We start from the raw sequence: 13,796 nt of genomic DNA, 5'->3' as shown, positions 1-13,796 counted from the left end.
TTTTAATTTTTGGGGCTACTTTAATAAAATATTTATATTTTATTCTATCTTTTTACTTTTAATAATAAGGAGGATAAATGCAAAAAAATCGCGGAATGTTACTAGAAAGCATCATTAACAAAACAAATGAAAGATATTATTTAAATCAGGTTGCTTTTTTTCAAAAAAAAGAGTTAAATATCAAGTTTAAAAAAGTCTTAAATAAAAATGACAAATTACAACTTAAGGATGCAAAAATTTTTTCTAAAAGTACAGTAGATTATTATGGTGTCTATAAAGGTAAATTTATTGCTTTTGAGGCAAAGGAAACAGATTCAAAATTATTTTCATTAAGTAACATAAAAAAACATCAACATAAATATTTATTAGACATTACACAATTTGGTGGAATTGGTTTTTATATAATATTTTTTAAACAATTTGACTGTTTTTTGTATATAAATTGTTTAGAAATGGACAAAATTTGAAAAAATAAAAAGTCGCTTTCTTTTGAGGAAGCGACAAAAATTTCCAAAAAAATCCATTTGATATTTCCAGGTATTTTAGATTATATAAATTGTATTAATTAATTTTTTGCTTAACTACTTTTGAAAATTTAAATTTGGGTTCATATTTTGCTTGAACAGTTAATGGTTTGTGTGAAAATTTATTGATTGTTTCTTTCCGATCTTTAAATTGAGTAGTAAATGTGCCAAAACCGCTAATTGCAATTTTTTCATTCTTTTTAAGACCTTCTAAAATAATTTCTTCAATAGTATCAAAAATATCCACAACATCTTGATAATTTAAATTTAACCTTTTTGAGGTTTCCTGCAATAATTGTTTTTTATTCATGCTATTCGTCTTTTAAATCTCTTGTAATTAATTTATTTAACATCTCATTAATATCATGATCATTAAAAATTACTTGATACAAACTATTTGTAATAGGTAATTCCATTACATTGGTTTTAATTAAATTATCATAAATTGCTTTAAGCGCAGTAAGACCTTCAACTGTTTTTTGAGTATTAAGTGCTTCTTTTCCTATTTCACCATATAATTTTCCAAAACTAAAATTACGTGAAAATTCGCTAAATGCAGTAACAATTAAATCACCTATACCCGTTAATCCGAATAAAGTTTCTAATTTTCCGCCATTATATAATGCATATTTTTTCATTTCCACAAGACCTCTTGTAATAAGAGCAGCCCTTGTGTTAATTCCATAATTTTTTGCATATAAAATTCCACTTGCAATCGCTAAAACATTTTTAAAAATACTTCCTATTTCAGCACCAATTACGTCTTTTTGAGTATAAACTCTAAAATAATTATTTGAAAATAACTTTTGAACTTTTTTTGCAATTTCTAGATTTTCATCAACGGCATCAACAACAGTAATTGAATCTTTAACAATTTCTTCAGCATGACTAGGTCCAATTAATGAAACTACACCTAAAACATCTTGATTATCTTTTGTTAAATTTTTAAATTGTGTGTGTAATGGAGTTATTGTTTGTGGATAAAATCCCTTTGCAACATTTATAAGTATTACTTTTGAACTTAGATTTTCCATTGTGTTTTTAAAAACATCATCCATAAACTTTGAAGGCACAGCAAATACAACATAATTTGTATTTTTTAAAGCTTCTTGCAAGTTATTTGTAGTTTTAAAACAAGGTAAATATGTTGTTTCGGGAAAATATTTTGTATTTTTACCTGTTTTTAATTCAGATAATTCTTGTGAATCTATTCCATAAATAGTTACATTATGTCCATTATTAAATAAAACTTTTGCAAGAGCGGTTCCCATTGAACCTGAACCAATAATTGTAATGTTTTCACTAGTATTTTGTTTCATTTTTATTCCTTAATAATAAATTTATAGGTGTTCCTTCAAAATTAAAATATGTTCTAATTTGATTTTCTATGTATCTCAAATAACTAAAATGCGCATATTCTCGATTATTTACATACATTACAAATGTTGGTATTTTTGCTTCAACTTGTTGGATAAACGAAATACTTAATCTTTTACCTTTAAAAGAGGGGGCAGGTTTTAGCATCTGAATATCAACTAAAAAACTATTTAATTTATTTGTTGGTATTTTTCTTGAAATATTTTCTTTAACTTCAACAATTTTTTGTTTTAGTTTTTCTAATCTTTGTGTAGTTTTAGCACTTATAAAGACAATTGGAGCCCAATCAACAAATTTAAATTTTTCATATAAATTCTTTTTAAATTGCATCATTGTATTAGTTTCTTTTTCAATTAAATCTCACTTATTAACAACAATGATTAATGGTTTTCTCTGTTCATATGCGAAACCTGTAATTCTTAAGTGAAAATGATGAATATCTTCAGTTGCATCTAACATCAAAATAGTTAAATCACTATCTTCTAAACTCTGCATTGCACGCATAAGTGCATAATGTTCAACACTTTCTACTAATTTAGATTTTCTTTTTATACCCGCTGTATCTATTATTTCAAATTGTTCATCATTTATATCAATTAGTTCGCTAATACTGTCACGAGTTGTTCCACTAACATCAGAAACTATTGAACGGTATTTGCCACTTAGTGCATTTAAAAGTGAACTTTTTCCTACATTTGGTTTTCCAATAATAGAAAGTTTAAAAATATTTGAATCATTATTATTAGAATTATCAATTAAAGAAGTGACTTTATCTAACATTTCTCCAATACCTTCACCATGAATGCTACTAATAGGGAATATGTCATCAAAACCTAAGCTATAGAAAATAGGATCAAATTCACCTCTTTGTCCTTCTAATTTATTTAAGGCAACAATAATTTTTTTTGAACTTTTTCTAAGTAAATCAGCAACATAATAATCTTCTTTAGTCAAATCATGAGTAGCATCTAAAATAAAAATAATAATACTTGCCTCTTCAATTGCTATTTGTGCTTGTATAGTTATTTGTGACTGCATATTATCATCATCACTAACAGTAATTCCACCAGTATCTACTATTCTAAATGTTGTTCCAGTTCAGTATGCTTCATCGTAAATTCTATCTCTAGTAACTCCAGGAGCATCATCAACAATTGATTTTCTTTTATTAATTAACTTATTAAATAAGGTTGATTTTCCTACATTTGGTTTTCCTACTATCGCGACAAGATCTTTCATTATTTAACCTCATTTATTTTATTTATTGCAAGTTCATATATTTTTTCATATACTTCCAAAATACTCATATTTGTTGAATCGATTTCAATTGAACCTTCTGAAATTTTTAATGGATCTTCTTTTCTCGTTGAATCTTGATAATCTCTTGCTTTTATTTGTGATAAAACTTCTTCATAATTTGATAAATGACCAAGTTCTAAATTTTGTAACATTCTACGCTGTGCTCTAATTTCTGCTTTTGCTCATAAAAATATTTTAAGTTCAGCATTTGGCAAAATTCGATAAGTTGCATCACGCCCATCAATAATAACTCCCTTAAATGACTCAGAATATCATTGTAAAAATTTAACTATTTTCTCTCTTACAACAGGAAAAATTGCAATATTACTAGCTACCGTTGAAACTTCATCATCTCGTAAATTTAATGTAACATTTCTTTCTTTATAAAATCAATTTTCTGATGAATCAACTCTAACATCTTCAAAATTTCATAATGAAATAATTTTCTCAGCGTCATTAATATCAACATTATTTTCTATTGCAAGTAAAGCAGATAATCTATATAGTGAACCGCTACTTATAAAAAAGAACCCTAATTGTTTTGCAAGCAATTTGGCTACCGAACTTTTTCCAACACCCGATGGACCGTCTATTGCTATGTTAATTCGTTTATTCGTCATTTTTTATCCCTCTTTTTATATTTTCTAATTCTTGTTTCAAATCATTTTGAATCACTAAAATTTCATTATTTAAAATCAACTTTTTAACCTTAATTATAAGTTCGTTTTTATTTAATGGTTCATTAATAATTTTGTTAATTTGGTCTTCAATTTCTTTTATTTTTTCAATTGAAAAAGCAATTTTAACATCATCTGAAAAATTTCATTCATGATTTCAACTATGATTATCTGAAAAAAAATTTAAATTTAATTCACCATTTAATTCTTCTAACATTTTTTCATGATCAGGAATATTATTAAGAATTTGTTGGCTCTTTTTATTAAAATTTTTATTCTCTTTTTTTATTGCATTTTGAAGTGAAACGGGTGAATTCAATTCATCCCGATATTCCTGTCAATATTTTTTTCTGCTAATCATAATATCTTATTATAAGATATTTTACATAAAAATAAAAAAAGAAAACCCGTTAAAAATAAAAACAGAAATACTCTGTTTTTAACATTAACCTTTAATTACATCTTCTACTCATTTTGAGTAATGTTTATCTTTATTATTTTCTAAAGCTTCTAAAATGGAATTTTTTTCTTGTTTAGAAAGTTTAGGTATGTATGTTTTAACAATAATTATCATTTTACCAATCATGTTACGATTTAAATACTTAATACCCGCATCTTTAATTATTAATTTATCACCATCTTTTGTATCAGAGTGGATTTTTAAAGGTTTTTTACCATATGGTGTTGGAATTTCAATTGTTTCTTCTGCAATTATTGATTTAATAGAAATTGGAACTTCCATAATAATATCATTTTCAACTCTTCTGTAATAAGGGTGTTTTTTAACATTTATAACTAAATGTAAATCACCTTTAGGTCCATTATTTTTTGAAGGTGCACCATATCCTGAAATAACGATGGTTTGTCCGCTAAAAATACCTGCTGGAATATTAATTTCTTTTGTTTCATATTCTTTTGTAATTCTTTGTCCTTTACAAACAGAACATACTTTTTTAACAATTTTACCCGAACCAGAGCATTTATCACATGTAGTAACTGTTTGGAAAAACCCTAACATAGAAGCACTTACTTGTCCTGAACCAGAACATTTATCACATGTTACATAATCTTCCGGAGTATCCGCTCCAGTCCCTTTACATTTGTAACAAGTTTCAATTTTTGGTAATTTTACGTCAATCTTTTTACCATAAACACTATCTAAAAATTCAATGGTAATTTGATTTTCAATATCACTTCCTTTTTGTGGTCCTGTGTTTCTTGAAGAACCAAAAATATCGCCAAAGTCAAATGACTCACCAAAGCTTTTACCAAATCCTCCAAAAAAGCTTCTAAATATATCAGAAGCATCACCAAATCCTCCTGCACCACCTTGTTCAAATGCTGCATGACCGAATTTATCATATTTAGCTCTTTTATCTGCATCACTTAAAACTTCATAAGCTTCAGAAACTTCTTTAAATTTTTCTTCTGCATCAGCTTCTTTGTTCCGATCTGGGTGATACTTCATAGCTAATTTACGATAAGCGCTTTTTATATCTTTTTCAGTTGCATTTTTAGAAATACCTAAAATTTCATAATAATCTCGTTTTTTACTCATAGTCTTAATTTTAGCACAAAAATGTTTAGAGTGCTAAAAATTATCTTATTACAATAATTCTTTTTTTATTATTAATATCTTTAATAATTTCTTGATCTGGATAATATTTTTCAAAATATTGAGCAACAAAATCATCAATTTCAAAAATTAAAATTCCGTTAGGTTTTAAAAATTTTTTATAATCTTTTAAAATTTTTATGTAATCTTTTAAACCATTATTTTTAGCATATAAAGCATAAGAAGGATCAAATTTTGGCCTATCTTGTTTTTTTAGTTTTGATTTATCTAAATAAGGAGGATTTGCAACAATTAAATCATATTTTTTATAAACATTAGAAAATCAATTGCTTTTAAAAATTTCTACATCTAAATTATTAAATTCAGCATTTTTTTTAGCCATTTTTAGTGCTTTTTTGTTTTTATCAATTAAAGTTACCTTACAATTGATATTTTTTTTGATTGCTAAACCAATAAAACCAGTACCTGTCCCTAAATCTAAAACTTCTGAATCTTGATTTAAAAATTCATAACATTTTAAAATAACTTCTTCTGTTTCATATCTAGGAATTAAAGTAAATTTATTTAAAAAAACACGGATAGATTGCATTTCACAATACCCGATAATTCTTTGCACAGGATAATCTTTTTTTAGTAATTTTAATTCACGTTTGGAAATTTCAAGCGGTAAGTCATACCTTAATTTTTCTCTTAATAAAACTTCTTTATTAATCATTTGCTTGTTTTTCACCAATCATTTTAATTTTTTGTGCTTTTTCTTCACTTAATAAAGCATCAATAATTAAATCCAATTTGCCATCAGCAACACTTTTTAAAGAAGCATTAAATGAAATTCTGTGATCAGTAACACGATCTTGAGGGTAATTATATGTTCTTATTTTTTCGCTTCTGTCACCGCTACCTGTTAATTTACGTAATGCACTTTCTTCAGCTTCTCTTTTAGAAACTTCTAATTGATAAATTTTTGCTTTTAATAAATTCATTGCTTGTTGACGGTTTGCTATTTGTGAACGTTCATCTTGTGAAGTTACAATAATTCCTGTGGGAATATGAGTAATTCTTACAGCGCTATCTGTGGTATTAACACTTTGTCCACCAGCCCCTGAAGATCTAAATGTATCTATTTTTAAATCTTGAGTTCTAATTTCTACTTCAACATCATCATCAACAGCAGGTAAAACAGTAACTGTAACTGTTGAGGTGTGAACTCTACCTTGAGTTTCTGTTGCAGGTATTCTTTGTACTCTATGTACTCCACGTTCAAATTTTAGTTTAGAAAAAACTTTTTCTCCACTCACACTAAAAACTAATTGACTAAATCCACCTGCAGCACCAAAAGTTGAATCAATTACTTTTATTTTCATATTTTCAGAATCACAATATTTTTGATAAATTTTAAACAAATCACCTGCAAAAATATTGGCCTCATCACCACCAGCTGCTCCTCTTATTTCCATGATTACATCGCGCTCGTCATTTTCATCTTTAGGTAATAGAAGAATTTTTAATTCCTCTTCTAATTCTGCCATTTTTTCTTGAGTTTCATCCATTTCTATTTTTGCTAATTCTAATAATTCATGATCTTTTTCAGTCTTTAAAACTTCTTTTGCTTGAGTATAACTCATTTCTAATTCTAAATAATTTGAAAATTGTTTATAAATGTCTTTAATTGAATTTTGTTGTTTTAGTAGTGAATTATATTTTTTTATATCTTCATATACTTCTGGTTTTTGTAATGAATTTTGAATATCTTCATATTTAGATTTAATCGCTAATAAGCTTTGATACATTGTCTTTTCCATAATTTTATTATTATATAATAATTTAATAATTTTTATAAAAGGAAAGTGCTTAAAATTTTTAATTAATTTTTATAAAAAATAAAAAAATTTAAAAAATATTAAAAAAATACTGATTATTGTACTGAAAAAAATAAAAACTATGAACTTTTGACAAATTCATAGTTCCATTATTTTTACTATATTTTTAAGTTATCATCAAATAAATTAAAAAAATAGTTTTTATAAATAATTTGATTTTCTGATTTTCATATAAATTTTAATTGAAGTTGATTTTTTTTAGGTTGAAAATAACCAACATCAATTTTTCCGTAATTTACAGATACTTTTTTTATAATATCCTGAATTATATATGCCACCATATCTTCATCAATGACAGGTTCAGAATTAATAATTTTTATTTTAGAATAATAATCAGTAAAATTTACTGAAGGAAAAATATTTTCGGATGTGAGATTTATTTCTGAGTTGTTTTTTGTGTCAGTTTTTAAGTTTGTGTTTTCTTTTTTATTTGTTGTGCTTGTTGAGTTATTAATGTGTGTTATATTAGAAATTTGTGTGTTTTTTCTCATGTAAATTACACTTAGAGTGATTATACCCGTTAATGATAATACAACAATAATCAAAAAAAATATTTTTTTATAAGACTTCGATATCTTCTTCAATTTTATTAAGTGGTTCTCGTGAAAGTGCAATTAATTGATCTAAACTATATTGGTTTTCAATAATGTTTAAAATTGCAATATTATCAAATGTCATTCAATTTAACCTATTTTTTATATTTATATCCTCTAAAATTTGTAGTTTAACACTACCATCTTGTTGATTTAAGAGAGGATGCTTTATATTATATATCTTAGACAAAACTATATTTTTATACTTATTATTTATTGAAATTATTAATATAGGACTAAATAAACCTTTAAAGTTATAAGGTATAACATAACCATCTTTTGAGTATAAACTAAACCCTTGAATTGTTTTATTTAAATTAAAATCAAAATAAGTGTGAGTATTTAATGTTAATTTTCCAATAATATCATAACCTTGAAATTTAACAACATTTGTTTCTAAATTAAAATTACAATCAATTGCATCGCTTATATCTGGAAGAGCCATTATTTTTGCTTTTATATTTGATAAATTTGCAACTGGAATTTTTGAAATATTATTATTTTTATCAATTATATTAGCAGCTAAGTAATAAATGTTTTTTAAATTTTTATAAGGATTAGGTTTTTCATTTATTAAAATTATTCTTGCATACTTAATATTTTTTATAATTTTTTCATCATTTACACATTCGTAATTTCCACTATATAATTCAAATTCTAATTCCAAAGGAATATCAAATGCTTGGTAAAAATTACTAATATTAAAGGTTTTTATTATATCACTATGTCTTATTTCGACATGACTGTGTAAATATTCACTCATTTTATTATTATTTATCTTATATACAGTAATTGCTACATGGTTAATTTCTTCAAAATCAAATTTAGGAATTTTATTTAGCCCTGTTATTAATGAAAAATTAATTTCATTATTAAAAACCTGAGAAATAGGTAGTGGTTTATTATTTATAAATATACCTATAACTAATTTTTGATTTGTTGTGTGTTTATATTTAATTTCTAAAACAGTTGCATCGTTATGCACATGTCTTTTTATTTTTAGTTTCAATAAATTATTAGGATTTAAAGAATCATCTAAAATTTTTGTTTCAGTTTTTAAATAAAGATTTTCACGATAATTTTTTATGATTTCTTGCTGATTTATATTATATGTGTAATTAATCATTTAAAAAAATACACAAACTATCTAATACACTGTGTAAATATTTATAATATGTTGTTTTTGAAAAATATTCTTCATATCACTTTTTATTTGGATTAACATTTCATATTTCGTTAAAAAATATTAATCTTTCTTCAAAAGTTAAACCTTCATTGAAATAATCCATGATAGGAAGGTATGTTTTAAATTTACTTTCTTCTTTTGTATCTTGACTTTTTAATTTATTATTTGTTATTTCTTGGTGAAATAGTTTTTTAGATAATGCACATTGTTGTCTATATACCATTATCCTTGAATATAAAGTCTGTGTAAGACTGTCTATAAGTCTATTTTCCGATATTTTCATATTTACCTCTAGCGTAAAATAGTCAATTGGGATTATAACTAATCCCCGCTTTTATTATAAAAATAAAAAATGATTTTTTTGTTCATTTAGGCCCGAAAATAGGAAAAAACTAGGAAAAAATGTCAAATTAAGACAAAAATGACTTATTTTTACATAAAAAAATAAAAAACCCCAATAGGGGTCGATCAGCTTGATATGGTGGCTCCGGCAGGAATCGAACCAGCGACACACGGAGCTTCAGTCCGTTGCTCTACCAACTGAGCTACAGAGCCATGGCGGTCCAGACGGGAATTGAACCCGCGATCTTCTCCGTGACAGGGAGACGTATTAAACCACTTTACCACTGGACCATTTGGTTGCGGAGACAGGACTTGAACCTGTGACCTTTGGGTTATGAGCCCAACGAGCTGCCGACTGCTCCACTCCGCTATGTTAGGTATTTATAAAGTAGTGGTATAACTTTATAAATATATGGCGGGCAATGAGGGATTTGAACCCCCGCGGGCCGTGAAGCCCCTGGCAGTTTTCAAGACTGCTCCCTTCAGCCTCTTGGGTAATTGCCCATGGTGGACCCAACAGGACTCGAACCTGTGACCGACCGGTTATGAGCCGGTTGCTCTAACCAACTGAGCTATAGGTCCTAATCTATTCTAATTGGTGGCTCCGAAGAGAGTCGAACTCTTGACCTTCCGGGTATGAACCGGACGCTCTAACCAACTGAGCTACAGAGCCATGGTGGAGAGGATGGGACTCGAACCCACTACCTCCTGCGTGCAAGGCAGGCGCTCTGGCCAGGTGAGCTACCCCCCCATAAATGGTGAAGAAGACAGGATTCGAACCTGCGACCGCTTGAGCCCAAGTCAAGTGCTCTACCAAGCTGAGCTACTTCTCCACTTCTCATTTATTTAAGTTGCTTTATAATTATACACAATTTTTTTAAGTTTTGCAAAAAAAATTAATTTTCATTATCTCATGTAAATTCGTAGTTTTCTATACGAACTGTATCACCAGCTACAATTCCTTTTTTTAACAATTCTTCTCATACTCCTAAGTGTTTTAATTTATTATTAAAACGCATTAAGTTATCATAACTTATTAAAGGAATACGATTGTATAATTCTTTAATCTTTTTACCTTTTATTTCATAAGTATCAAAAGAAACTCTAATAATTTCAAAGTCATCTTCTTCTAATGTAATTGTCACTTCATTTTTACTTACTTCATTTATTAAAATATTTTCAGCTTCTTTTAAAGTTTCATAAATTTCTTTTTTAATTAATTCTAATGTATTTTCTAAAGTTTCTAAACTATGATCAATTAATTTTACATTAGGATATTTTTCTTTAAATAATTGTTTATGATCTTCAAATGCTTTTAAATCAGATTTATTAGCAATTATTACTTGAGGTCTATTTTCAAGTTTTATATTATATTTAATTAATTCATTATTAATATCTTCAAAGTCTTGAATAGGATTTTTTTCTTCAGAACCAAAATCAATTACGTGACATAATATTTTACATCTTTCAATGTGTTTTAAAAATTGAATCCCTAATCCTTTTCCTTCACTTGCTCCATTAATTAAACCTGGTAAGTCAGTAATAACAAAACTATCATCATAGTATTTAACAAGGCCTAATTGTGGAACTAATGTTGTAAATTCATATTCAGCAATTTTAGGTTTAGCATTTGAAATTTGTGATAATAATGTACTTTTACCTGCACTAGGTTTTCCAATTAAACCTACATCCGCTAAAACTTTTAAACTTAATTTTATATCTAGATTTTCACCTAGTTCACCATTTTCTGATAATCTAGGTGCAGTATTACGAGAAGTCTTAAATTTAACATTCCCTCTACCACCTCTACCACCTTTAGCAATTAAATATGGTTTTGAATCAACAATATCAGCAATTAAATTATCGTAGTTATATACTAATGTTCCTAAGGGAACTTTTATGTAAGTGTCTTGACCATTTGCGCCATAAGCATTTTTTCTTTTGCCATTTTCACCATCTTGTGCTGTAATTTTATTTTTATAATGAAAATTTAAAAGTGTATTTATTCCGCTATCTCCAACAAAATAAATGTCACCACCTTTTCCACCATCTCCACCGTCTGGCCCACCGCGTTCAACGTGCGCTTCTCGCCTAAAACTAATAAGACCATTACCACCGTTTCCTGCTTTTACTGTTATTTTTACTTCGTCAATAAATTTCATATGAAAATTTTACCATTTTTAATGGGTTTTTTGTTGTTATTTTTTTGCAAAATAAAAAGTGCTTTAAGCACTTTAATTATTTTCTTCAGGACGACTTAAAACTTTAGCTCCAGTTTCAGTTACTAAAACTGTATCTTCGATTCTTGCTCCGCCTAAACCAGGGATATAGATTCCAGGTTCAACAGTTATTACCATACCTGGTTCCAAAACTGTTGATTTTACAGAATTTACATATGGTAATTCATGAACATTAATCCCCACTCCATGTCCAGTTGAGTGAGTGAAATATTCACCATATCCTTTTTCAACGATGTAGTCACGACAAATTTTATCAATTTCTGTAGTTGTGATTCCTGGTTTAACAGCTTCACGTCCTAAGCGTTGGGCTTCTTTTACAATTTCTAAAATATCTACTAATTTTTTATCTTTTGGTGTTCCAAAGAAAAATGTTCTAGTAATATCACTTGCTCACCCTAAATACTCAGCTCCAAAGTCAATTTTTACAATATCTCCATCAGCTAATTGAGTATTTGTAGGGTGGTGGTGAGGCTCAGCTGCATTAGCTCCAAAAGCTACAATTGAATCAAAAGATTCTTTTTCTGCACCAAAAAGTCTCATCAAATAACCTAATTTATGACTAACTTCTTTTTCGGTCATTCCTACTTTTAAATATTTTTTAACTTCATTAAATGCATCTAAAGAAATCTTACATGCTTCTTCAATAATTGACGCTTCACGTAAATCTTTTTTAATACGGAATTGTTGACCTACAACAGAAATAAATTCTGCTTCTGGTAATATTTTTTTAAAAGTTTCTAAAGTTTCAACTTTTAAATAATCTTTTTCAATTCCTACTTTTTTGTAATTTTTTTCTTTTAAAAATTCACTAAGTGAATTAGCTTTTAATAATTTAACTTCAACATTTTTAGCATTTTTTGTTACATATTCAATGTATCTTCCATCAACAAATATATAAGCTGTTTCTTTTTCAATTACTAAATATCCATCAGTTGTTGAAACTTCAGCCATTCATAATCTTGTTTCTGGGGCTTCTGAAATAATTACATCAACATTATATTCATCAAAAGACTTTAATAATTCTTGTTTTAACATTTTATTTCCTTATTATTTTTTTTCTTTGTGATTTGTATGGTCATTACATTTATGGCAATATTTTTTAGTTTCCATTTTTTCAGGGTGTAATTTTTTATTTTTCTTTGTAATGTAATTTTCCATTTTACATTGTTCACATCTTAAAATTAATCCTTCTCTTGGCATATTTCCTCCTGTTAATTTTTTTAGTAAATATCTTTTATATTATAAATTAAAAAAAATATTTTCAATTGATTTTATTGTTTTAATAACATAGCAATCTCAATATCATAAATTGGACCTTGTTCAGGGATAGGTGTTTCTAAAATAATGGGAACATTATCAAAATCACTATCAAATACAAATTTTTGTAATGTTTTTAGCCCTATATAACCTTGATTAATATTTGCATGTCTGTCTTTGTGTGAATTTAAATCATTTAATGAATCGTTTAAATGTATAACTTTTATATATTTTAATAAATCAAAATCTCTTAATTCTTGTTTAAAATCTTCGTATTTTTTTATGTCATAACCTGCATCTCAAATGTGACATGTATCAAGACACATTTGTATTCTATCACTATTTAAAGTTTCTAAAATATACTTCATATCTTTAAAATTAGTAAAAATTTCAGTACCCTTCCCGCTCATTGTTTCAAGACAAATTACAACATCTTTCGTTAAAGAAATTATTTGTTTTAAAGAATTTATTAAAGTTTCTAAGCTTTCTTGTAAAGAAAATTTTGTGTATGCACCCGAGTGTAAAACTAAGTATTTTGCTCCGATATAGTTCATTCTGTTAATCTCTTCAATTAAAAAATTAATAGCAAATAAAGATTTTTCAGGATTTGATGGATTTACTATATATGGAGCATGAACTACAATGTCTTCAGGTTTTATTACATCATGATATTTTTTAGTATATTCAGATAAATTATATAATTCTTTTGCAACTCTTTTTGATGTTTGTGGTGCACCTAAATAAATCATCATACAATTTGCATTGTTTTTTATAGATTCTTCAACTGCAGAAACTAAATAATTAGGAGATTTAAATGAAATATGACTCCCTATTTTAATCATAAC

The 13,796-nt window shown here is 26.9% G+C and carries 16 protein-coding genes and 8 tRNA genes; 1 reads left to right on the top strand and 23 read right to left on the bottom strand.

All coding sequences use genetic code 4. The annotated features are described in order from the left end of the window. Positions 1-77 precede the first annotated feature (77 nt). On the top strand, positions 78-569 hold the full coding sequence (gene recU / locus N8G13_RS01290; RefSeq protein WP_262289141.1) for a Holliday junction resolvase RecU: 492 nt from the start codon (positions 78-80) through the stop codon (positions 567-569). On the opposite strand, the gene N8G13_RS01285 is transcribed toward recU, so the two are convergent. From N8G13_RS01285 to N8G13_RS01175, 23 genes are all read right to left on the bottom strand, one after another. After that, positions 562-834, bottom strand: a complete 273-nt coding sequence (locus tag N8G13_RS01285) for an HU family DNA-binding protein (RefSeq protein WP_262289140.1) — start codon at positions 832-834, stop codon at positions 562-564. The genes recU and N8G13_RS01285 overlap by 8 nt on opposite strands. Position 835: 1 nt before the next feature. After that, positions 836-1,843: an NAD(P)H-dependent glycerol-3-phosphate dehydrogenase gene (locus tag N8G13_RS01280; protein ID WP_262289139.1), complete on the bottom strand. Its 1,008-nt coding sequence runs from the start codon at positions 1,841-1,843 to the stop codon at positions 836-838. Further along, on the bottom strand, positions 1,827-3,140 hold the full coding sequence (gene der, locus N8G13_RS01275; RefSeq protein ID WP_262289138.1) for a ribosome biogenesis GTPase Der: 1,314 nt from the start codon (positions 3,138-3,140) through the stop codon (positions 1,827-1,829). Before der ends, N8G13_RS01280 begins: the two co-directional genes overlap by 17 nt. Beyond that, entirely contained in the window at positions 3,140-3,820 is a 681-nt protein-coding gene (gene cmk, locus N8G13_RS01270) for a (d)CMP kinase (RefSeq protein ID WP_262289137.1), read from the bottom strand. Before cmk ends, der begins: the two co-directional genes overlap by 1 nt. Continuing rightward, a complete protein-coding gene (locus N8G13_RS01265) occupies positions 3,810-4,238 on the bottom strand; it encodes a hypothetical protein (RefSeq protein ID WP_262289136.1) in 429 nt (142 codons plus the stop codon). The genes cmk and N8G13_RS01265 overlap by 11 nt, the downstream gene beginning before the upstream one ends. A gap of 84 nt (positions 4,239-4,322) precedes the next feature. Next, positions 4,323-5,435 (bottom strand): molecular chaperone DnaJ, encoded by a 1,113-nt coding sequence (dnaJ, locus tag N8G13_RS01260; protein WP_262289135.1) that lies wholly within the window; start codon positions 5,433-5,435, stop codon positions 4,323-4,325. A gap of 40 nt (positions 5,436-5,475) precedes the next feature. Next, positions 5,476-6,168, bottom strand: coding sequence for a peptide chain release factor N(5)-glutamine methyltransferase (locus N8G13_RS01255; protein ID WP_262289134.1), 693 nt, complete (start codon positions 6,166-6,168; stop codon positions 5,476-5,478). Beyond that, the gene (gene prfA / locus N8G13_RS01250; protein WP_262289133.1) at positions 6,161-7,255 is read right to left on the bottom strand and encodes a peptide chain release factor 1; all 1,095 of its coding nucleotides are present in this window, start codon (positions 7,253-7,255) and stop codon (positions 6,161-6,163) included. The genes N8G13_RS01255 and prfA overlap by 8 nt, the downstream gene beginning before the upstream one ends. Positions 7,256-7,431: 176 nt before the next feature. After that, positions 7,432-7,824, bottom strand: a complete 393-nt coding sequence (locus N8G13_RS01245) for an MHO_1590 family protein (protein ID WP_262289132.1) — start codon at positions 7,822-7,824, stop codon at positions 7,432-7,434. A gap of 67 nt (positions 7,825-7,891) precedes the next feature. After that, positions 7,892-9,052 (bottom strand): MHO_1580 family protein, encoded by a 1,161-nt coding sequence (locus N8G13_RS01240; protein ID WP_262289131.1) that lies wholly within the window; start codon positions 9,050-9,052, stop codon positions 7,892-7,894. Further along, positions 9,045-9,395, bottom strand: a complete 351-nt coding sequence (locus N8G13_RS01235) for a hypothetical protein (protein WP_262289130.1) — start codon at positions 9,393-9,395, stop codon at positions 9,045-9,047. Before N8G13_RS01235 ends, N8G13_RS01240 begins: the two co-directional genes overlap by 8 nt. A gap of 196 nt (positions 9,396-9,591) precedes the next feature. After that, positions 9,592-9,667, bottom strand: a tRNA-Phe gene (locus tag N8G13_RS01230). A gap of 1 nt (position 9,668) precedes the next feature. After that, positions 9,669-9,745 (bottom strand) — tRNA-Asp (locus N8G13_RS01225). Positions 9,746-9,748: 3 nt separating this feature from the next. Further along, positions 9,749-9,824: transfer RNA gene (locus tag N8G13_RS01220), tRNA-Met, on the bottom strand. Positions 9,825-9,867: 43 nt separating this feature from the next. Then, positions 9,868-9,958: transfer RNA gene (locus tag N8G13_RS01215), tRNA-Ser, on the bottom strand. A gap of 1 nt (position 9,959) precedes the next feature. Further along, a tRNA-Ile gene (locus tag N8G13_RS01210) sits at positions 9,960-10,036 on the bottom strand. A gap of 14 nt (positions 10,037-10,050) precedes the next feature. Then, a tRNA-Met gene (locus N8G13_RS01205) sits at positions 10,051-10,127 on the bottom strand. A 1-nt stretch (position 10,128) separates the two neighbouring features. Then, positions 10,129-10,205: transfer RNA gene (locus tag N8G13_RS01200), tRNA-Ala, on the bottom strand. Between the two features lie 5 nt (positions 10,206-10,210). Beyond that, positions 10,211-10,287 (bottom strand) — tRNA-Pro (locus N8G13_RS01195). A gap of 63 nt (positions 10,288-10,350) precedes the next feature. Then, the gene (obgE, locus tag N8G13_RS01190) at positions 10,351-11,616 is read right to left on the bottom strand and encodes a GTPase ObgE (protein ID WP_262289129.1); all 1,266 of its coding nucleotides are present in this window, start codon (positions 11,614-11,616) and stop codon (positions 10,351-10,353) included. Positions 11,617-11,688: 72 nt separating this feature from the next. Continuing rightward, positions 11,689-12,729: an aminopeptidase P family protein gene (locus tag N8G13_RS01185; RefSeq protein WP_262289128.1), complete on the bottom strand. Its 1,041-nt coding sequence runs from the start codon at positions 12,727-12,729 to the stop codon at positions 11,689-11,691. Positions 12,730-12,741: 12 nt separating this feature from the next. Continuing rightward, complete coding sequence (rpmG, locus tag N8G13_RS01180) at positions 12,742-12,894, bottom strand: 50S ribosomal protein L33 (protein WP_216489053.1); 153 nt, start codon at positions 12,892-12,894, stop codon at positions 12,742-12,744. Positions 12,895-12,965: 71 nt separating this feature from the next. Beyond that, positions 12,966-13,793 carry a deoxyribonuclease IV gene (locus tag N8G13_RS01175; protein ID WP_262289127.1) on the bottom strand — a complete coding sequence of 276 codons (828 nt, stop codon included), beginning with the start codon at positions 13,791-13,793 and terminating at the stop codon, positions 12,966-12,968. Positions 13,794-13,796: the final 3 nt, after the last annotated feature.

This window comes from Mycoplasma zalophi, from assembly GCF_025486335.1.
Taxonomy (GTDB): domain Bacteria; phylum Bacillota_I; class Bacilli_A; order Mycoplasmatales; family Metamycoplasmataceae; genus Metamycoplasma; species Metamycoplasma zalophi.
The sequence above is the reverse complement of the archived record's forward strand: the minus strand, read 5'-3'. Positions and strand labels throughout refer to the sequence as shown.